Below are 20,197 nucleotides of genomic sequence, written 5' to 3' on the forward strand. Positions count from 1 at the left end.
ATATGGCACAACTTCCGGCTTCCATGCGCCGTAAACGTGCGGCAATTACATCCATTCATGAAAAACCGCCTACGCGTAAGCAAAAGCTTGCCAACGCTGGCGGATGGATGTTGCTGGTTATTGCCTTTTTAGTGCTGGCAGTCGGAATTTACGGGCTATATAAGGTTATTACTGATGCAACTGTTGCAAAACTTGAAGTTGTGGGTTCAACGACTCCAGTTGAATCTCAGCAAGTAATGCAATATGTCCAGCCGATTGTAAAAGATAATTATTTTACGTCTGACTTAGAGCAGATTCGTGATAAAGCATTAGAAATTTCATGGGTAGACCGAGTCGTTGTATCTCGTGCTTGGCCCAATGGTATTCGTGTTCGTATCATGCCTAAACATGCGATTGCCCGTTGGGGAACAGGCCGCTTATTAAGCGATGGTGGCGACGTATTTAGTGAGGCAGAACCGAAACTTCATCCTGAGCTGCCGCTGTTACACGGCCCGGTAAGCCAGTCTAAAATGATGATGCGACGCTATAATGAAATTAATCAGTTATTCCATCCTGTTAATTTGCGTTTAAAAGAGTTATATCTAACGGAACGAATGACTTGGTTTATGCAGTTTGATTCTGGTTTGCGCATTATTGTTGACCAAGACCAAACAATGAATAAATTGCAACGTTTAAGTCACTTGGCACAATCTGACCTAAAACCTGTGTGGACGAAAATCTCAGCCATTGATTTGCGATATCGTAATGGATTATCTATTCAATGGAAGAATGCAACTCCACCTAAAATTGTGAATGGTCAGTTTGTTGTAACGAGTGATGACACAAGCATTGCAGGTGGTACAAAAGCAAAGCCATAATACGTGGCTTTAAAATAGGCAATTTGCCTGGTATTAGACAACAAAGAAATGGTATGAGTGATGAGTGAAGCTGTTCCCTCAGTTGTTGCGATTGACATTGGGACGCATAAAGTTTCAGTTTTGATTGGAAAAATTCATGCACCGGATAACATTCAGGTTATCGGTATGGCAACTGCTCGCAATCGAGGCATGAACAAAGGAAAAATTGTAAGTCTCGATAAAGTCATTGCTGCGATTAAGAACGCCGTTTCTGAAGCGGAAAATATGGCTGAATGTCGCATTCATAGTGCGTGGGTATCTATTCCAAGTACCGAGCTGCAAAGTTTCTATGCTTCTGGACGCACGCCTGTTGCTAACCCTGCACATGTGATTACAACCAATGAAGTTGTACGTGCATTGGAGTTAGCAAAAGCAAGCCATGTGACCTCTGATTATTATTTAGCGAGTGCGGTCCCACTTGGGTTTGAGTTGGGTGACTCTGCTGAATGGGTTCAAAATCCAATTAATATGACTGCTCATAGCATGACTGGTCACTATCAACTCATGATGATGCCAATCGCTACTATGCAGAACCTTGATCGTGCCATGAAAGGTGCGAACATTGGTGTTGAAAAAATGGTAGTTTCTTGCTTGGCAACCGCTGAAGCAAGTTTGCTCAAAGATGAAAAAGAGTATGGTGTTTGTCTCGTTGATATTGGCGCAGGCATTACCAATTTAGCAGTTTATTTAGATGGTCGTTTAGCTTTAGCGCGTACATTACAGCGTGGTGGTGAACATGTGACACGTGATATTGCTGCTGTGTTACAAACAACGACCGACGAAGCTGAACGGATTAAAATCTTACACGGCTGCGTTGATCTAAGTGCTGTTAAGCCTGACCATATGATTCAGGTACAGGGTATTGATGGTCCTCAAACCATTAGCCGAATTGAGTTGTCAGAAATTATTATTGCTCGGTACGAAGAGATTTTTGGTCAAATTCGTGAAGAACTAGAACAAAGCGGTGCAATCCATGGTCTGTATCATGGTGTTGTATTGACAGGTGATGCTTGCCAGATTGAGGGTATGGTAAGTTTAGCGCGTCGTATGTTGGGTGTGTCTGCTCATTTAGGTAATCCACCGTTACAGGTGTATGCTGATGATCAGCATCAAGCTGCGTTACGTCGATCAATGTATGCGACAGCAGCTGGTTTGCTTATGTTTAGCCAAAGCGAATTACAAGAAGCTGTTGAGGAACCTGAAGAGGGTAGTGACCGTTCGGTATGGGAACGAATGGTGAATGGTTGGAATGCGTTTAATAGCAAACTTAAAGCCATTTTTTAGGATGTATGGATTTATTGGTAGAATTGTTAGGAAGTTGTAAGAGAAAACCACTGTACTTGACAAGGTTTGTATTGCACAGCATTCTTAAAATTAGTTGTTTTTGAAAATCAAGGCAGTATACGGGCTGAAGTGACTGCCATAATGTATTAGGAACCCTAAAGGTCATGGCCTCATTTGAATTTATAGAAGATGAACTAAACGATGGCAACGGTCAAGCCCGTTTCACTGTATTTGGTGTAGGTGGTGGTGGCGGTAATGCCGTTCAGCACATGGTACAGTCTGATATTCAGGGTGTTAAATTCGTTTGTGCCAATACAGATAAACAAGCACTTGACTGTATGAATGCTCCTTTCAAAATTCAGTTAGGTGAGCAAAGTACACGTGGTCTAGGTGCAGGTGCTAACCCAGAAGTGGGTCAAGTTGCAGCAGAAGAAAGTCGTGAAATTATTCGTCAGCACCTTGAAGGGACTGACATGGTGTTTGTAACCGCTGGTATGGGTGGTGGTACAGGTACTGGTGCAGCTCCAGTTGTTGCTGAAGTTGCTAAAGAAATGGGGATTTTGACTGTTGGTGTGGTAACGACTCCATTTAACTTTGAAGGTCGTCGTCGTCAAAAGTCAGCTGAACGCGGTATTGAAGCGTTAGAAGCACATGTTGATTCATTGATTATTATTCCTAACCAGCGTTTGTTAAGCGTGTATGGTGATATTTCAATGAAAGATGCCTATAAAAAGGCAGATGATGTATTGTTAAACGCTGTACGTAGTATCTTTGATCTTGTTGTTAATCGCGGTCACATTAACCTTGACTTCGCCGATTTGAAAACTGCAATGAGTACTCGCGGTTACGCAATGATGGGTGCTGGTTTGGGTCGTGGTGAAGACCGTGCGCGTCAAGCTGCTGAACAGGCAATCCGTAGTCCATTACTTGATAACGTAAATATCATTAATGCCAAAGGCGTGTTAATTAACATTACGGGTGGTGATGACATCACGTTACGTGAAACAGAAATCATTACTGATGTGGTTAACCAAATTGTTGACCTTGATGAAGGCGAAATCTTCTACGGTACAGTATTTGATCCAGATGCGCGTGATGAATTACGTGTAACTGTGATTGCAACTGGTTTGACTCGTAATGCTGCTGATGCAGAACCGAGAAAGCGTAATACAGTAACCCATACATCAACTCAATCTGCACAATCTGTAGATGAAGATGATGTTCCTGCAATTAATAAACGCCAAAATGCTGAAACTGATGTAAATAATGCACCAAGTTCATCACCGCGTTCTTCGCCAATGAGTATTCAAGATTACTTGAAAAATCAGCAACGTAAGTAATTCAGTCTTTGATCTACTAAAAGGCAGTGTTTAAACACTGCCTTTTTTTATTTTTGATCAATGACTAAATATGCTAACGTATAGCGGTTTTAAAAAAGAAGTTACAAAGCATGGTGAAACAGCGTACTCTCAATCGTGTGGTAAAAGCGAGTGGAATAGGTCTTCATAGCGGTCAAAAAGTGATGATCAATTTCATTCCACATACCGTGGATGGAGGTATTGTATTTCGCCGTATCGATTTGAATCCACCTGTTGATATTCCTGCTAATGCATTGCTTATTCAAGAAGCATTTATGTGTTCGAACCTTGTTACCGGTGATATTAAAGTAGGTACGATTGAGCATGTAATGAGCGCGATTGCGGGTTTAGGAATTGATAATTTAATCGTAGAAGTATCAGCATCCGAAGTGCCAATTATGGATGGTAGTGCTGGACCATTTATTTATCTATTAATGCAAGGTGGCTTGCGCGAGCAAAATGCCCCTAAAAAATTTATAAGAATATTAAAACCAGTTGAAGCTTTAATTGAAGATAAAAAAGCAATTTTTCGACCACATAATGGTTTTCAGCTCAACTTTACCATTGATTTTGATCATCCTGCTTTTGCAAAAGAATACCAGTCTGCGACAATCGATTTTTCAACCGAAACGTTTGTGTATGAGGTCAGTGAAGCACGAACTTTTGGTTTTATGAAAGACTTAGATTACCTCAAAGCAAATAATTTGGCTTTAGGTGCAAGTCTGGATAATGCGATTGGTGTAGATGATACAGGGGTTGTGAACGAAGAAGGTTTACGATTTGCTGACGAATTTGTTCGACATAAAATTTTAGATGCAGTGGGTGATTTGTATTTACTTGGTCATCAAATTATTGCCAAGTTCGATGGTTATAAATCGGGACATGCTTTAAATAATCAGCTGTTACGCAATGTTCAAAGTGATCCGAGTAATTATGAAATTGTAACATTTAATGACGAGAATGAATGTCCAATTCCATATGTGAGTGTGACATAAGTCATTGTCTTTATTTATCTATGTTATAATGTAACAGTGAATAGTGTGATTTTTATCACAAAATAAGAACGATTCTAATTAAGAAATGGAAAGCTCATCATTTTTTATTGCTTGCCAAACGTAGTAAAGCTTGGCTAAGCTTAGGGTCGCTCACGAAGTCGGCGGCACTACGTAACATTTCTTGTGTTTCCGGGGGGATGGATTTAGAAGGCTCAGATGATGAGGGCGCTGTAGAAATAGTCTTATTTCTCAAGCGAACTTGAATTCTTTGTAAGTCTTTTAGTCCTTCAAGTTGAGATAATTTAGATATATATTGGCTCTGTAAATAGCTGAGTTGACTAATCATTGCCTGATTTTCACCAGTAATAATTAAAGTGCCATTTTGATAACACACGACCTGCCATTGTTCCGGTTGGGGCAATAAGGGTTGGATTATTTTCGTAAGTCTTTGCCATTGCGCGACTTGCGTTGTTAGAAACGTAAGGTTTCCTGTTTTTATGTGTTTTCCGGATTGTTGAAAAACGTTATCGGGTTTAGACATTGATCATTCTCGAATGGTTTCTTGTCTCCATCTTAAGCGTTCATTTCGACTGATATCAAGGAAGAGATCATAAGGAACTTGAGTAAGAACAGTTTCAAGAGGTTTTTATGCACACGCGTCGTATTTTATTAGCATTTTCCCTAGCCGCTTCGGCAGCATCGGTTGCTTTTGCAGATTATCAAAATATTAACCAATCTACAGATTCAGATCGATTGGAACAGTTATCAAAAACATTATCTCAAGGTTCATATACGCATCCTGATGATTTAGATCTTCCGGCAAGTGCAAAAGTTTCAGTCACTTTACGCCCGAAAACAGTTGAGCTCAACAACGACTCACTGGCAAAAAAATATGGTAATACTACCGCTAAAAACTCTTTTAATACCTCTTCTTCAAATCCTTATTCTTGGTTAGTTTCTCATCCTCTTCCTGATAGCGTACGTGTTTCTTCTAACTTTGGTGGTCGTACCATGGGTGGTCGTGCAGAGCATCACGGTGGTTTAGATATGTCTGCGCCAAGTGGTACGCCAATCTATGCAACAGGTCCTGGTATTGTAACTAAATCAGGTTGGGGCACAGGTTATGGTCAGTATGTAGAAATCAACCATGGTAATGGTTATTTAACACGCTATGCACACGCTTCACGTTTAATGGTTCGTGTGGGCGATCAGGTTTCTGCTGGTGACCATATTGCTAATGTGGGTTGTACAGGTCGTTGTACTGGGCCACATTTACACTATGAAGTAGTAAAAGATGGTCAACGTAAGAATCCATCAACTTACTTAGCAATGTTGCCTTAAATCGTATTTGTTAAAAATTAGGATTATTAAATTTTTGAATCTAAAATGAGATAAAACCTTTCTTAACGCAATTATCGTATAAAAAAACGCCTATATTGGCGTTTTTTTGTTATTTTGAGTCATGCTCGGTCAATGACTATTCATTCAGAAAATAATAGGGCCCCCTCACATTCACCCGTGGCAATAACTTGAGAGGGGCAAAACGTGGTAAAAATACAAAGTAGATTAGAGAACAAGGAACAGGTGAATTATGGCGTTTTACGGTGACTCCGACGCACAAGAAACCCAAGAATGGCAAGATGCATTCGATTCAGTTTTACAACATATGGGAACTGAGCGAGCGGCATTCTTGTTGGAAAAACTTTACCAACAAGCAATTGCTAAGCATGTTCCAATTCAACGTCTCAATACACCTTACTTAAATACAATTTCTGTTGAAGAACAACCTGCAATGCCAGGCGACCAAGATATGGAACGCCGTATTCGTGCATTGATTCGTTGGAATGCCTTAGCAATGGTACTTCGTGCGAATAAAACAGGTGATGATTTAGGTGGTCACTTAGCGAGTTTCGCATCAAGTGCAACATTATATGACGTAGGTTTTAACCATTTCTTCCGCGCAAACAGCAATAGCTTTGGCGGAGATATGATTTATTACCAAGGACACTGTGCTCCTGGTATTTATGCACGTTCATTCCTTGAAGGACGTTTAACTGAAGAGCAGTTAAGTAATTTCCGCCGTGAAGTTGGCGGTAACGGTTTACCAAGCTATCCACACCCATATTTAATGCCGGACTATTGGCAATTCCCAACTGTATCAATGGGTCTTGGTCCAATCATGTCGATTTATCAAGCACACATTCAAAAATATTTGATGAACCGTGGCTTGATTAAAGAAGAAGATCGTAAAGTTTGGGCTTATCTTGGCGATGGTGAGATGGATGAGCCAGAAAGTACTGGTGCAATTTCACTCGCTGGCCGTGAAAAACTTGATAACCTCATTTGGGTTGTTAACTGTAACTTACAGCGTCTAGATGGTCCTGTACGTGGTAACGGTAAAATTATTCAAGAATTAGAATCTTTATTCCGTGGCGCAGGCTGGCGTGTCATTAAAGTAGTATGGGGTCGTCATTGGGATCCGCTACTTGCAAAAGACAGCACAGGCGCTTTAAAAGCGGTAATGGAAGAAACTGTTGATGGTGAATACCAACGCTACCAAGTAAAAGGTGGTGCATATACACGTGAGAAATTCTTTGGCAAGTACCCAGAAGCTGCGGAACTTGTAAAAGATTTAAGCGATGAAGACATCGATAATCTCAACCGTGGTGGTCATGACCCATATAAAGTTTTTGCTGCCTATGCAGAAGCAATGAAAGCGAAAGGTCAACCAACAGTTATTCTTGCAAAAACTGTTAAAGGTTACGGTTTATCTGAAGAAATTGAAGCGGTGAACAAAACTCACCAAATCAAGAAAATGCAGATCGACTCTTTGAAATATGTACGTGACCGTTTTAACCTGCCATTTACAGATGATAAATTAGAAGAGCTTCCATTCTACCGCCCAAGTGAAAACTCTCCAGAAATGAAGTACATGAAGGCACGTCGTGAAGCATTAGGTGGTTACCTTCCTGCACGTCGTAAAGAGAGTGAAATTTTAGCGATTCCTGAATTATCTGTATTTGATGCTGTATTAAATGGTTCAGGTGGTAAAGAACAGTCTACTACGATGGTAATGGTTCGTTTAATTGCTGCTTTACTTAAAGAAAAAGCAATTAAAGACCGCGTAGTACCAATCGTTCCAGACGAAGCACGTACTTTCGGTTTAGAAGGGATGTTCCGTCAGCTCGGTATTTATGCCGCTCACGGTCAAAAATATACCCCAGAAGACCAAGAACAGTTAATGCATTACCGTGAAGCAAGTGATGGTCACATGCTTCAAGAAGGGATTAACGAAGCTGGTGCAATGAGCGCATGGGCTGCGTTGGCAACAAGTTATTCAACGAATAACTTGCCAATGATTCCAATGTACATGTACTACTCAATGTTTGGTTTCCAACGTATTGGTGACATTGCATGGGCAGCTGGTGATGCGCAAGCTCAAGGTTTCTTGTTAGGTGCAACTGCTGGTCGTACTACATTGAACGGTGAAGGTTTACAGCACCAAGATGGCCATTCACATATCTTGGCAAACACGATTCCAAACTGCGTATCTTATGATCCATGTTTTGGTTATGAGTTAGCTGTAATCGTTCATGACGGTTTACAACGTATGTATGTGAACCAAGAGCGTGTGTTCTATTACTTAACTGTAATGAACGAAAACTACGAGCATCCTGCAATGCCTGAAGGCGCTGAGGAAGGCATTAAACGTGGTATGTACTTATTCGAAAAAGACGAAAAAGCAACTGTCCAATTACTTGGTTCAGGTGTAATTCTTCGTGAAGTGATCAAAGCTGCGAAAATCTTACGTGATGAATACCAAATCCATTCAAACGTTTGGAGTGTAACAAGCTTCAATGAGTTGTCTCGTGATGGTATGGCATGTGAAGAATACAACCGCCTACACCCACTTGCTGAAGAAGTGAAAGAATCTTGGGTATCTAAGCAATTACGTGGTACAGAAGGTATTGTAGTTTCTGCTACAGACCATATGCGTGCGTACAGCGAACAAATTCGTGCTTATCTTCCAGATGGTCGTCCATTTGTTGCATTAGGTACAGATGGTTATGGTCGTTCAGATACGCGTGCGAACTTACGTAGTTTCTTTGGTGTTGATGCTGCACATATCGTTGTTGCTACTTTGAAAAAATTAGCTGACGAAGGTGAAGTAGATGCACGTTTAGTGAAAGATGCAATTTCTAACTTTGAGTTAGATACGGATCGTCCAGTTGCATGGGCTCCACAAGCACATCCGGAAGTTCAGCCAGTTGCTGAATACAATGAAACGCAAACAGGTGAGGGGAACTAAGCATGCAAATTAAGACCCCTGATATTGGTGTAGATAAAGCAGTTGTTGCTGAAATTTTAGTAAAAGTTGGTGACAGCATTGCTGAAAATGACAGTCTTGTTTTGCTTGAGTCTGATAAAGCCTCTGTTGAAGTGCCTAGCACTTCAGCAGGTGTGGTAAAAAGCATCTTAATCAAGGAAGGCGATAGCGTAACTGAAGGTACGGTATTGTTTGAACTTGAAGCTGAAGGTGCAGCGCAAGCTGCTCCAGAACCAACACCAGCTCCTGCGGCTGAAAAGCCAGCTGCTCCAGCTCCTGCACAACAAGCTCAAGCTTCAGCTCAACCTGCTGCCACTACATCAACTGCAACTGTTGACGTAACTGTCCCTGACATTGGTGTTGAAAAAGCATTAGTTGGCGAAATCCTCGTTAAAGTAGGTGACCAGATTGATGTTGAGCAAAGCATCGTTGTAGTTGAATCTGACAAAGCAACTGTAGAAGTACCAAGCAGTACTGCTGGTATTGTAGAAAGCATTCAAGTTAAAGAAGGCGATACAGTTAAAGAAGGTGTTGTGCTCATTAAAGTGAAAACAACGTCTGCATCAAGTGCGCCAGTTGAAGCTCCTGCTTCTACAGCAGCCCCTGCGGCAGCACCTGCACCAGCTCAACAAGAAACTGTAGCTGCGGCTGCTACTCAATCTGGACCAGTTGATATTAACGTTCCTGACTTGGGTGTAGATAAAGCAGTTGTTGCTGAAATCTTGGTACAAGTTGGCGATAAAGTTGATGTAGACCAAAGCCTTGTTGTGGTTGAGTCAGATAAAGCGACTGTTGAAGTTCCAAGTACTGTTGCGGGTGTTGTGAAAGCGATTCACTTGCAAGCAGGCCAACAGGTTTCACAAGGTATATTGCTTGCAACAATTGAAGCTGAAGGCCAAGCACCTGCTGCGGCACCAGCGGCAAAAGCAGAAGTAGCTCCAGCTCCACAGGCAGCAGCACCTAAAGTGGCAGCTCCTGCTCCGATTCAGGCTGTATCTGCTCCAGCGTCTGGTAGTGACAAGTTAACGAAAGAGCAAGAAGCCGAAAATGCTAAAGTATATGCAGGCCCTGCTGTACGTAAGCTTGCTCGTGAACTTGGTGTGATTTTGTCACAAGTTAAAACTTCTGGTGAGCATGGTCGTGTTATTAAAGAAGATATCTTTGCCTATGTGAAGAGTCGTTTAACTGCGCCACAAGCTGCACCAGTTGCTGCGGCTGCACCAGCGGTTTCGGGTTTGCCAAAGCTGCCTGACTTCACTGCGTTTGGTGGTGTGGAAGAAAAAGTACTGACGCGTTTGCAGCAAGTATCAATTCCGCAATTGTCGTTGAACAACTTTATTCCGCAAGTCACCCAGTTTGATTTGGCTGATATCACTGAGTTAGAAGATTGGCGTAATGAACTGAAAGGCAACTTCAAAAAAGAAGGTATCAGCCTGACGATTATGGCATTCATTATCAAAGCGGTTGCGTATTTGTTGAAAGAAGAGCGTGAATTCGCAGGTCATCTATCTGATGACGGTAAATCAGTGCTCTTGCGCAATGAAATCCATATGGGTATTGCGGTAGCAACACCTGATGGTTTAACTGTGCCAGTACTTCGTAACCCAGACCAAAAATCAATTAAGCAAATTGCAGTTGAATTGGGTATGTTAGGTCAAAAAGCACGTGATAAGAAATTAACACCAAAAGACTTACAAGGTGCGAATTTCACCATTTCAAGCTTGGGCGCAATTGGTGGTACAGCATTTACACCGCTTGTGAACTGGCCGCAAGTTGCGATTTTGGGTATTTCACCTGCAACGATGCAGCCTGTTTGGAATGGTAAGGACTTTGATCCACGCTTGATGTTGCCATTGTCATTATCTTATGATCACCGTGTAATTAATGGTGCAGATGCGGCTCGCTTTACAAATAAACTTACGAAACTTCTTAAAGATATTCGTACTTTATTAATCTAATACTTTGAAATAATTAACTAAAACCTCGCTTCGGCGGGGTTTTGTTTTTGATATCTCTTTAATTAAATTTTGGGTTAATCTACAGATTAAGCAAGGCTTATTGAGCGTGAGGAGAAATTTCTCGTTATTAGGTAAAGGAGAAATAGTAAATGTTGGGTTTCCTGAAAATTATGTTGCCCTTACTGTTGATTGTATTTTTGTTGATGGGAGTATGGGTCAGTATTTTACACTTCCCGTGGGAGTGGATGACCTACGTTGCAATCGGTTTGGAAGTATTTGTGGCAACGCTTATTTTGCCATTTGAATTTCAATCACAACATATAGCTGGTATTCACAATTTTGGTTTTATTAACTTAAGTATCTGTTTAGCTTTACTATTAGGCTTGGGGCGTCTGTTAGTATGGGCATGGATAAAATTTTTTGTTTGAAAAATAGAACTGCTCGAATATAATGAGCACATACTTCATTGGGGAGTAGCCGCTATTCACAGCAAATGTGAATAGGTGATGGTCAACATAATTGTTCAACAGAACATGGTCATCATAGCTTAAACGTCTCATCGTTCCTGAGTTGGCAAGACCTTTGATTTACCACTCTGCAGATATTTGGCTAGCAGGAGCGGTAGGTCATGGGCATTTATGCTAGCCAGAGAAACGACATGCAAGAATTTCTGATTTCTACATCGATTGTTGCCCTCGCTGAAATGGGTGATAAAACTCAACTATTGGCTCTGCTACTATCTGCGCGTTTCCGTAAGCCAATTCCTATTTTAATTGCGATTCTTTTAGCCACACTCATTAACCATGGTATTTCTGCTGTGCTTGGGCAGTGGATTACGACCGTTCTCAGTCCTGAAATTTTGGTTTGGGTACTTGCGGTTGGTTTTATTGGTATGGCGTTCTGGATGCTTATTCCAGATAAGCTCGATGATGAAACTGATAGTATTAATAAGTGGCAAAAATTTGGTGTTTTTGGTGCAACCTTTATTTTATTTTTCTTGGCTGAAATTGGCGATAAAACACAAATTGCAACTGTCGCTTTAGCTGCACGCTATGACAGTATTTTCTGGGTAATGCTCGGTACAACAGTTGGTATGATGATTGCCAATGCTCCTGCTGTATTTATCGGTAATAAACTGGCAGAACGTTTACCTATCTCGCTTATTCATAAAATTGGTGCTGCTATTTTCTTAATTGTAGGTGTCTCTACTTTAATACAACATTATTTCTTTTAAGATATTTAAAGCTGCCATAAAAAAAGCACTCAATTCGAGTGCTTTTTTTATAGGTCATTTTAGTAGTTAAACTTCAAAATACATTTATTTAAGAAAGTTTTAGAAGATTATGCAATTTCTTGATGATTCATTTATAGAATAAGAAAACTAAAATCAATTTTAAAATATTATGAGAAATATCAATCAATTCATTGCAAGTACTTTAGAATCCCTTTATTTTAGTATGGATATAAAAATATCTAATATTTAAAGTTTTTTTGGGGAATTGTATGGGGTTTGAAAAAACAACATCGCAGATACTATTTGATAATGGCGTACATAAATGTATTAGTTTTACCAGTTTGGTTAAAGGGGAAGGCATACAAGCCAATCAATTTTTAATTATTGATCATGAACGAGCAGCTGTAATCGATCCAGGTGGTGATTTGACCTACGTTCCATTAACGATGGAACTTAATAAATATACTCGTCTTAAAAATCTGGACTATGTAATCGCTTCGCATCAAGATCCAGATATTATTACTTCAATGCCTCGTTGGTTAGTTTATACCGATGCTAAGGTAGTTGCCTCTAAATTATGGGCACGATTTTTACCTCACTTAAACTCGTCTTTTATGAGTGAGCGTATGAAAGGTAATTGGGAAGATCGTCTCATTGAGCTGCCAGATCGTGGTCAAGTGATTCAATTGGGCGAATCAAAGCTTGTCATGGTTCCTGCACATTTTCTACATTCGGTGGGCAATTTTCAGTTTTATGATCCAGTTGCCAAAATTTTATTTTCAGGCGATATGGGGGCTTCTATTGTTGAAGATGCATGTCAGCCTCTTAAAGATTTCGATGCTCATGTGATGAAAATGAAGGCTTTTCATCAGCGCTATATGTGCTCAAATAAAGTCATCCGTTTATGGGTCAACATGGTTCGTCAAATGGATATTGAAATGATTGTGCCTCAGCATGGTACTCCATTTGTTGGCAAAGAAATGATTAACCAGTTTTTAGACTGGATTGAGACCTTGCCATGTGGTGTAGATTTAATGACTGAACAAATTTTCAGCTGTCCAACATAAAAAGTTAAGTTCAATATCTTGAGTCCAATTTGAAATTTTTTTAGGATTTTGCGTCACAGAAAAAATTTTGATGACGAGAATTTGAATAAAAATGTTATCTCAAGTTGCGACTCCAGATGAGTGCCTTCGCTGTGGGGCATGTTGTGCACATTTTCGGGTTTCATTTTACTGGGCTGAGGCCGAGTTCATAGATGAACATCTCGTTGAACCTTTGACACCCGTTTATTCGTGTATGCGTGGAACTAATCAGGCTCAGCCAAGATGTCAGGCTTTGAAGGGTGAAATTGGTAAAGAGGTGGGCTGCTCTATTTATGCTGTCCGTAGTTCTACCTGTAAAGAGGTGCAGGTTGCTGATGAACAGTGTAACAAAGCACGCTTGGCGCACCAGTTGATTCCTCTGATTGAAGTAAACCCAGCAGATTCAGAAAATGATCATGACTATGATCAGGTGAGTTAAATATGAACTAACACGATAATAAGTGAGAAATATTTAGAGTAGGTGAATATCTATTGCGGAAAAAGGCAAAGATAATATGAAAATTGCATTGAAATTTGTTTATAATAGCTCACGGAATTTACCAGTGAGATTGTTATGCTGACCATCGTTCAAGAAGCGCTAACCTTCGATGATGTCTTATTACTTCCTGCCTACTCTACTGTTCTCCCAAAAGATGTCTCTCTAAAGACACGTTTAACTCGCGGCATTCATTTAAATATCCCATTAGTTTCAGCTGCAATGGATACAGTGACTGAGTCACGTATGGCGATTGCGATGTCACAAAATGGTGGTATCGGGATTTTGCACAAAAACATGGATATTGCTGCTCAAGCTGCAGAAGTACGCCGTGTGAAAAAATTTGAAGCGGGTATGGTGAAAGATCCTATCACTGTAACGCCTGAAACTACAGTACGTGAACTGATTGCAATTACCAGCGCTAATAACATTAGTGGTGTACCTGTTGTTAAAGACGGCAAGGTTGTTGGTATTGTGACAGGCCGTGATACGCGTTTTGAAACTAACTTGGAACAACCTGTTAGCAACATCATGACAGGTCAAGATCGTTTGGTCACTGTACGTGAAGGCGAGTCTAAAGAAAATATTCAAGCATTATTGCAAAAACACCGTATTGAAAAAGTCTTGGTCGTTGGCGAGAGCAATGAACTTAAAGGCTTAATTACGGTAACTGACTTCCGTAAAGCTGAGAGTTATCCAAACAGTTGTAAAGATGATCTTGGTCGTTTACGTGTTGGTGCTGCGGTAGGTACTGGTGCTGATACACCAAGTCGTGTGGAAGCATTGGTTGAAGCTGGTGTTGACGTTATTGTTGTTGATACAGCACATGGTCACTCTGCTGGTGTAATTGAACGTGTACGTTGGGTGAAACAAAACTTCCCTCAAGTACAAGTGATTGGTGGAAATATTGCAACTGGTGATGCTGCATTGGCATTATTAGATGCAGGCGCAGATGCTGTAAAAGTAGGTATTGGTCCTGGTTCTATCTGTACTACACGTATTGTAGCAGGTATTGGTATGCCTCAAATTTCTGCAATTGACAGCGTTGCTAGCGCACTAAAAGATCAAATTCCTTTAATTGCAGATGGCGGTATCCGTTTCTCTGGTGATATGGCTAAAGCGATCGGTGCTGGTGCAAGCACAATCATGGTCGGCTCACTTCTAGCTGGTACTGAAGAAGCACCTGGTGAAGTTGAATTCTTCCAAGGTCGTTACTACAAAGCATATCGTGGTATGGGTTCATTAGGTGCAATGGCTGGAGCTACTGGTTCTGCTGACCGTTACTTCCAAGACTCAAAAGCGGGTGCTGAAAAATTAGTACCAGAAGGTATTGAAGGTCGTGTTCCATATAAAGGCCCAATGGGTAATATCGTTCATCAAATGATGGGTGGTTTACGTTCATCAATGGGCTATACAGGTTCAGCTGTGATTGAAGATCTTCGCCAAAATGCGAAATTTGTGAAAATTACTTCAGCGGGTATGTCTGAGTCACATGTTCATGATGTAACGATTACTAAAGAAGCTCCAAACTATCGTGTTGGTTAGATTTTAGTAACTAAATCAACTAAGAAAGCCGTCAGTACACTGACGGCTTTTTGTTTTTGGTGTAAAGTAAATCTAATGAAAAGAGATATGGCAAAATAGCCATATATGAAATGAGCCGCGGCCGAAGTGGCGTAAAAATGAGATAAGCTATGAGTTATTTTGGAACGGATGGTATTCGTGGAAAATTTGGGCAAATGCCTATTACTCCAGAGTTTGCTTTAAAACTCGGATTTGCCGCAGGGAAGGTATTAAAACGAACGAGTCAAAAAAATAAACCACTTGTTGTATTAGGAAAAGACACTCGTTTATCTGGTTATATTTTGGAATCTGCTTTACAGGCTGGCTTAAACGCTGCTGGTGTATATGTTCATTTATTAGGTCCATTACCGACACCTGCGATTGCACATCTTACTCGTGCATTACATGCCCATGCAGGTATTGTAATTTCTGCATCACATAATCCGTATTATGATAATGGGATTAAATTTTTCTCAAGTGAAGGTAAAAAATTACCGGATTCATTACAAGAAGAAATTAATAAAGAATTAGAAAAGGATTTATTCATTGAGGACACTGCAAATTTAGGTAAAAGTGTTCGTGTAAATGATGCAAATGGTCGCTATATCGAATTTTGTAAATCTACTTTCCCTTACCACTTCGATTTAAATAATTTAAAGATCGTGTTGGACTGTGCACATGGTGCAGCCTATAGTGTTGGCCCTTCAGTTTTTCGTGAACTAGGTGCTAAAGTTGTTGCTTTATACAACGAACCAGACGGTTTAAACATTAATGAGAACTGTGGTTCAACACATCCAGAACACTTACAAAAAGCAGTGGTTGAGCATGAAGCAGATTTAGGTATTGCCTTTGATGGTGATGCTGACCGTGTTGTGATGGTTGATAAGTTTGGTCACTTAATTGATGGTGACCATATCTTGTACATTTTAGCCACTCAGGCGAAAAATAAGCCAGTAGGGGTTGTTGGTACGGTCATGAGTAATATGGCGCTTGAAATTGCACTTGAAAAAGCAAATGTTGGCTTTGTTCGTGCAAAAGTTGGTGACCGTTATGTATTGCAAGCTTTAGAAGAAAATGGTTGGGTGATAGGTGGTGAGCCTTCCGGTCATATTTTAACTTTGGACAAGAGCACAACTGGTGACGCGATTATTGCAGCACTTCAAGTGTTAACTGTAATGGTTGAACAGAATAAAGCGCTCCATGAACTAGTTCAGGACTTTGAATTATTCCCACAAGTGCTGGTAAATATACGTTTAGAACAAATGCTTGATCCGTATTCTATTCCTGCATTGGTTACCGAATTTGATAAAGCAGAAGCACAGCTTAAAGGTCGTGGTCGTATCCTGATTCGTAAGTCAGGAACTGAGCCAGTCATTCGCGTCATGGTTGAAGGTGATGACGAACAAGAAGTGAATGCTTTGGCTGAACATTTAGCAAATGCAGTTCGTTCACAAGCACAAGTCGCATAAGGTGTATGGCATGAGTGATGTCATTAAAGATTTAAGCGAATTACGCTTAAGTTATGAACAAGGTGAGTTGTACGAGACGCAAGTCGCTAGCAATCCACATGAGCAATTCTTAGGTTGGTTTAATTATGCTTTAGCTGCGAACTTGCACGAACCGTATGCAATGTCGTTAGCAACTGCAAGTGCTAGCGGTCGCCCGCATGTCAGAACTGTATTATTACGTGGTGCCACAGAAGCAGGGTATGATTTTTATACCAATTATGACAGCCAGAAAGGGGCAGATTTGGCAGAAAATCCATATGCTGAACTGTTATTTTATTGGCCAAGTCTAGAGCGTCAGGTACGTGTGGGTGGGCATGTTGTGAAGATTCCTGAACAGGAATCTACCGACTATTACCATAAGCGTCCACGTGATAGCCAGATTGCAGCTCATATTAGTACGCCTCAAAGCGGAAAGATCGAAAGTCGAGAGTTATTGCAACAGCGCTTCCAAGACTTGCAACAACAAGTTCAAAGCCGTGAAATACTCGATAAGCCTGAGTTTTGGGGCGGATATCGTCTGCAACCGGACTATTATGAATTCTGGCAAGGGCGACCAAATCGTTTACATGACCGCTTGAGTTATGAAAAAATCGACGGTCAATGGACGTTGCACCGACTGATGCCTTAAATGACAAAAATACAAATTAAACAAAGACCTTTATTGACACGCCCTGAACAGTTTCAGGGCGTGCCTCCGTTTATTGCCGAGATTTTGGCAAGACGTGGAGTGCAATCTGAACAAGAACTAGAGCTAAAACTTAAGAACCTGCTTGCGCCAGAGCTCAAAGGAATGGATGCTGCTGTCGCATTAATGGATCAAGCCATTAATGAGCAGAAAAAAATAGTTATTGTGGGGGACTATGATGCCGATGGTGCAACTAGTACAGCTTTAATGATGCTCGTGCTTCGCGATATGGGAGCACAAGTCGACTATTTAGTTCCAGACCGATTTAAATACGGTTATGGCCTTACTCCTGCTATTGCTGAACTTGCACATCAAACTTATCAACCTGATTTATTAATTACAGTCGATAATGGAATTTCCAGCCATGCTGGTGTTGAAGCAGCACATGCTCTAGGCATGCAAGTCATTATTACCGACCATCATCTAACGACCAAAGAGACCCCACTTGCTGAGGCGGTGGTGAACCCGAATCAATTGGGATGTGAGTTTCCAAGTAAAGCGCTTGCTGGTGTTGGTGTTGCTTTTTATGTACTTGCCAATTTGGCGAGTTTACGTAGTAGACAAGGCAAAAGCACAAGCAAAGTCACTCAATATTTAGATTTAGTCGCTTTGGGCACTTATGCCGATGTGGCTGTTCTAGACTATAACAATCGTATATTGGTCGATGCAGGCGTAAAGCGCATTCAGCAACATCAGTGTCGAGTAGGAATCTTAGCCTTACTCGATATCGCAGGTCGGGAAGCTACTTCAATACGTGCTCAAGACTTAGGATTTGTTCTTGGTCCGCGTATTAATGCAGCAGGGCGTATGGAGAGCATGCGTATTGGGATCGAGTGTTTATTGGCCGAGACAATGGAAACAGCATACCCCATTGCTCAGCAATTAAACCAGCTAAATATAGATCGTCGTCAAATTGAAGGGGAGATGAAGCAACAAGCTTTATCGGCCTTAGATACTTTGCAACTTTCACAGCAAGATATTCCTGCGGCGCTTGTTCTATTTGAAGAAAACTGGCACCAAGGTGTAATTGGTATTGTTGCGGGGCGTTTAAAAGAGCAGTTCCATCGACCAACGATAGTTTTTGCACCTGATGAAGATGGCATTCATATTAAAGGTTCTGCGCGTTCAATTGACGGTGTGCACATTCGAGATACCATTGAGCAAGTTGCCGAACAACATCCTGAGTTGGTGAGCCATTTTGGTGGGCATGCTGCAGCAGCAGGTTTGACGATACGTAAAGAAAACTTTGAGGCTTTTAAAACAGTATTTAGTAACTGTGTGGCTTCAATGGATGAATCTATCTTTCAAGCGACCTTATGGACTGATGGTGAGCTACCTGTTTCTGCTTTGCAGTTAGATACCTTGAACTGGATTGAACAGTTAGGCCCGTGGGGACAAAAATTTCCACTGCCTCAATTTGAAGGATATTTTAAAGTTATCGATTTCCGTTGGCTCAAAGATACACACTTAAAACTTAAATTGGCTTTAGATCAATATAGTTTCGATGCAATTGCTTTTAACGCAGCAGGCCGCTTCGAGTTTGATCCTATGCGTGACCATGTACATTTAGTCTATGAAATAGACCGTAATGTTTTTAATGGTAATGTGAGGTTACAGCTGCGAATTGTGCATTTAAAACAATAAAAAATCCGCTCAATTGAGCGGATTTTTTAATCTAGGTAAGATTAGAAGCGGTATGCTGCACGAACACCATAAGTGTTGTCGTTATCACCGAAACCAATACGACCTTCAACACTTACTTGCTGATTCAAGAATTTTTTAGCATTAATGCCCCATTCGTCTTTATCAGTTAAGTCATTGTTGTAGTAGTCCACACCTAAACTTAAAGTTTTATCGATGTAGTAGTCGCCACGAACTTTATATTCGTCAAGGTCACCAAACGCGCCATAAGCTTCAAGGTTTACGTCATGTTGACCAACTTGAGTTACGTATTTTGCACGAACGGTAGGGTCTGCACCGTCTTTACCGTCTTTTTCGTCATAACCTTTAACACCTAAAGCAAGTAACAAACCAGGTGCTGGTAAGTAACCTACTTCAGCCGCATAAGTTGTAACTTTCTGGTCGTAGTTTGTGTTGTCGATTTCGCGTTCATTTCTGCCTACATCACCGCTAAGGTAGAAGTCAGTATTAGGAACATAGTATTCAACACCTACGCCGTATTGAGTATCTTTAGTACCGCTGTTATCGCCATAGTTAACGTGTGCGTTAACATTGCTTGCACGGTTTAAGAATGCTGCTTCAGCAAGCGGTGCATTACGTGTTTGAACAGGGTTGAAATAATATGTACCATCAACACCAAATTTGCTTACGCTGCTGCCGTTATCTGGATCAAGATAAGTGTAAGAACCACCAACTTCAGCTTGGTAAGCGTTTGCTGCGCCACTTACTGCAAGCGCAGATAAAAGAGCTGATGCAATTGCTAGTTTTTTCATGGAATCTCTCCCCTCTAAAAACGATTTTATAAATGTTTTGTTACAACTTTTAGTCTAGAGCAAAATCATTTAGCGTCAATCTTGTACGAGTAACTGTACTGTAACCATGTGCTTTTTTTGTAAATTTAATTAAATTAAGTTATTGATTTAAATGAATAAACACATAATGTTTTATTTTATTAAAATTGAGGATATTTTGTGTAGAAACTTAAAAATGCTGGAAAAGTACCCAATTTTGTATGGGGATGTTACGAATAAAGCTTAAAATCTTCTGAAAGAAATAAAAACTTTTTAAATTGAAAATATGAGTTAAAGATTAAAGCAGGTTCGAAGATAACCATAGCTATGATAAAAT

Annotated in this window: 17 protein-coding genes and 1 riboswitch; of the genes, 15 read left to right on the forward strand and 2 right to left on the reverse strand. The window is 40.6% G+C overall.

Going from position 1 to position 20,197, the window contains the following annotated elements; genetic code table 11:
* Positions 1 to 2 precede the first annotated feature (2 nt).
* The 4 genes from NE363_RS00780 to lpxC all read left to right on the forward strand — a co-directional run bounded on the left by NE363_RS00780 (position 3) and on the right by lpxC (position 4,533).
* On the forward strand, positions 3 to 857 hold the full coding sequence (locus NE363_RS00780; protein ID WP_019458529.1) for a cell division protein FtsQ/DivIB: 855 nt from the start codon (positions 3 to 5) through the stop codon (positions 855 to 857).
* A 60-nt stretch (positions 858 to 917) separates the two neighbouring features.
* On the forward strand, positions 918 to 2,180 hold the full coding sequence (ftsA, locus tag NE363_RS00785; protein WP_004704928.1) for a cell division protein FtsA: 1,263 nt from the start codon (positions 918 to 920) through the stop codon (positions 2,178 to 2,180).
* A gap of 164 nt (positions 2,181 to 2,344) precedes the next feature.
* Positions 2,345 to 3,520, forward strand: coding sequence for a cell division protein FtsZ (gene ftsZ, locus NE363_RS00790; RefSeq protein ID WP_445535649.1), 1,176 nt, complete (start codon positions 2,345 to 2,347; stop codon positions 3,518 to 3,520).
* A gap of 110 nt (positions 3,521 to 3,630) precedes the next feature.
* Positions 3,631 to 4,533 carry a UDP-3-O-acyl-N-acetylglucosamine deacetylase gene (gene lpxC / locus NE363_RS00795; RefSeq protein ID WP_019458528.1) on the forward strand — a complete coding sequence of 301 codons (903 nt, stop codon included), beginning with the start codon at positions 3,631 to 3,633 and terminating at the stop codon, positions 4,531 to 4,533.
* 97 nt (positions 4,534 to 4,630) lie between these two features.
* On the opposite strand, the gene NE363_RS00800 is transcribed toward lpxC, so the two are convergent.
* Positions 4,631 to 5,074, reverse strand: a complete 444-nt coding sequence (locus tag NE363_RS00800; RefSeq protein ID WP_004704934.1) for a DciA family protein — start codon at positions 5,072 to 5,074, stop codon at positions 4,631 to 4,633.
* Between the two features lie 107 nt (positions 5,075 to 5,181).
* On the opposite strand from NE363_RS00800, the gene NE363_RS00805 reads away from it, so the two are divergent.
* The 11 genes from NE363_RS00805 to recJ all read left to right on the forward strand — a co-directional run bounded on the left by NE363_RS00805 (position 5,182) and on the right by recJ (position 19,033).
* Positions 5,182 to 5,874 carry a M23 family metallopeptidase gene (locus NE363_RS00805; RefSeq protein WP_004704936.1) on the forward strand — a complete coding sequence of 231 codons (693 nt, stop codon included), beginning with the start codon at positions 5,182 to 5,184 and terminating at the stop codon, positions 5,872 to 5,874.
* 250 nt (positions 5,875 to 6,124) lie between these two features.
* Positions 6,125 to 8,842: a pyruvate dehydrogenase (acetyl-transferring), homodimeric type gene (gene aceE, locus NE363_RS00810; protein ID WP_004704938.1), complete on the forward strand. Its 2,718-nt coding sequence runs from the start codon at positions 6,125 to 6,127 to the stop codon at positions 8,840 to 8,842.
* A gap of 2 nt (positions 8,843 to 8,844) precedes the next feature.
* Positions 8,845 to 10,818 (forward strand): 2-oxo acid dehydrogenase subunit E2, encoded by a 1,974-nt coding sequence (locus NE363_RS00815; protein WP_445535650.1) that lies wholly within the window; start codon positions 8,845 to 8,847, stop codon positions 10,816 to 10,818.
* 149 nt (positions 10,819 to 10,967) lie between these two features.
* A complete protein-coding gene (locus NE363_RS00820) occupies positions 10,968 to 11,246 on the forward strand; it encodes a hypothetical protein (protein ID WP_445535651.1) in 279 nt (92 codons plus the stop codon).
* Positions 11,247 to 11,274: 28 nt separating this feature from the next.
* Positions 11,275 to 11,461, forward strand: a riboswitch (yybP-ykoY riboswitch).
* 15 nt (positions 11,462 to 11,476) lie between these two features.
* Positions 11,477 to 12,052, forward strand: coding sequence for a TMEM165/GDT1 family protein (locus NE363_RS00825; RefSeq protein ID WP_445536347.1), 576 nt, complete (start codon positions 11,477 to 11,479; stop codon positions 12,050 to 12,052).
* A 269-nt stretch (positions 12,053 to 12,321) separates the two neighbouring features.
* The gene (locus NE363_RS00830) at positions 12,322 to 13,119 is read left to right on the forward strand and encodes an MBL fold metallo-hydrolase (RefSeq protein ID WP_445535652.1); all 798 of its coding nucleotides are present in this window, start codon (positions 12,322 to 12,324) and stop codon (positions 13,117 to 13,119) included.
* A 91-nt stretch (positions 13,120 to 13,210) separates the two neighbouring features.
* Complete coding sequence (locus NE363_RS00835) at positions 13,211 to 13,576, forward strand: YkgJ family cysteine cluster protein (RefSeq protein ID WP_191000984.1); 366 nt, start codon at positions 13,211 to 13,213, stop codon at positions 13,574 to 13,576.
* Between the two features lie 135 nt (positions 13,577 to 13,711).
* Positions 13,712 to 15,178, forward strand: coding sequence for an IMP dehydrogenase (gene guaB / locus NE363_RS00840; protein ID WP_002121951.1), 1,467 nt, complete (start codon positions 13,712 to 13,714; stop codon positions 15,176 to 15,178).
* 149 nt (positions 15,179 to 15,327) lie between these two features.
* Positions 15,328 to 16,665 carry a phosphoglucosamine mutase gene (gene glmM / locus NE363_RS00845; protein ID WP_019458523.1) on the forward strand — a complete coding sequence of 446 codons (1,338 nt, stop codon included), beginning with the start codon at positions 15,328 to 15,330 and terminating at the stop codon, positions 16,663 to 16,665.
* A gap of 10 nt (positions 16,666 to 16,675) precedes the next feature.
* Positions 16,676 to 17,332, forward strand: a complete 657-nt coding sequence (gene pdxH / locus NE363_RS00850) for a pyridoxamine 5'-phosphate oxidase (protein WP_068935275.1) — start codon at positions 16,676 to 16,678, stop codon at positions 17,330 to 17,332.
* Positions 17,333 to 19,033 carry a single-stranded-DNA-specific exonuclease RecJ gene (recJ, locus tag NE363_RS00855; RefSeq protein WP_445535653.1) on the forward strand — a complete coding sequence of 567 codons (1,701 nt, stop codon included), beginning with the start codon at positions 17,333 to 17,335 and terminating at the stop codon, positions 19,031 to 19,033.
* Positions 19,034 to 19,074: 41 nt separating this feature from the next.
* On the opposite strand, the gene NE363_RS00860 is transcribed toward recJ, so the two are convergent.
* Positions 19,075 to 19,842 carry a putative porin gene (locus NE363_RS00860; RefSeq protein WP_004704957.1) on the reverse strand — a complete coding sequence of 256 codons (768 nt, stop codon included), beginning with the start codon at positions 19,840 to 19,842 and terminating at the stop codon, positions 19,075 to 19,077.
* Between the last annotated feature and the right edge of the window lie 355 nt (positions 19,843 to 20,197).

The organism is Acinetobacter sp. G18 (assembly GCF_052660225.1).

Coding starts and splice junctions, on each gene's coding strand:
- lpxC (WP_019458528.1), top strand. CDS start 3,631: ATGGTGAAACAGCGTACTCTCAATCGTGTGGTAAAAGCGAGTGGAATA.
- NE363_RS00830 (WP_445535652.1), top strand. CDS start 12,322: ATGGGGTTTGAAAAAACAACATCGCAGATACTATTTGATAATGGCGTA.
- NE363_RS00860 (WP_004704957.1), bottom strand. CDS start 19,842: ATGAAAAAACTAGCAATTGCATCAGCTCTTTTATCTGCGCTTGCAGTA.
- NE363_RS00800 (WP_004704934.1), bottom strand. CDS start 5,074: ATGTCTAAACCCGATAACGTTTTTCAACAATCCGGAAAACACATAAAA.
- glmM (WP_019458523.1), top strand. CDS start 15,328: ATGAGTTATTTTGGAACGGATGGTATTCGTGGAAAATTTGGGCAAATG.
- guaB (WP_002121951.1), top strand. CDS start 13,712: ATGCTGACCATCGTTCAAGAAGCGCTAACCTTCGATGATGTCTTATTA.
- NE363_RS00815 (WP_445535650.1), top strand. CDS start 8,845: ATGCAAATTAAGACCCCTGATATTGGTGTAGATAAAGCAGTTGTTGCT.
- NE363_RS00820 (WP_445535651.1), top strand. CDS start 10,968: ATGTTGGGTTTCCTGAAAATTATGTTGCCCTTACTGTTGATTGTATTT.
- aceE (WP_004704938.1), top strand. CDS start 6,125: ATGGCGTTTTACGGTGACTCCGACGCACAAGAAACCCAAGAATGGCAA.
- ftsA (WP_004704928.1), top strand. CDS start 918: ATGAGTGAAGCTGTTCCCTCAGTTGTTGCGATTGACATTGGGACGCAT.
- NE363_RS00825 (WP_445536347.1), top strand. CDS start 11,477: ATGCAAGAATTTCTGATTTCTACATCGATTGTTGCCCTCGCTGAAATG.
- NE363_RS00805 (WP_004704936.1), top strand. CDS start 5,182: ATGCACACGCGTCGTATTTTATTAGCATTTTCCCTAGCCGCTTCGGCA.
- ftsZ (WP_445535649.1), top strand. CDS start 2,345: ATGGCCTCATTTGAATTTATAGAAGATGAACTAAACGATGGCAACGGT.
- pdxH (WP_068935275.1), top strand. CDS start 16,676: ATGAGTGATGTCATTAAAGATTTAAGCGAATTACGCTTAAGTTATGAA.
- recJ (WP_445535653.1), top strand. CDS start 17,333: ATGACAAAAATACAAATTAAACAAAGACCTTTATTGACACGCCCTGAA.
- NE363_RS00835 (WP_191000984.1), top strand. CDS start 13,211: ATGTTATCTCAAGTTGCGACTCCAGATGAGTGCCTTCGCTGTGGGGCA.
- NE363_RS00780 (WP_019458529.1), top strand. CDS start 3: ATGGCACAACTTCCGGCTTCCATGCGCCGTAAACGTGCGGCAATTACA.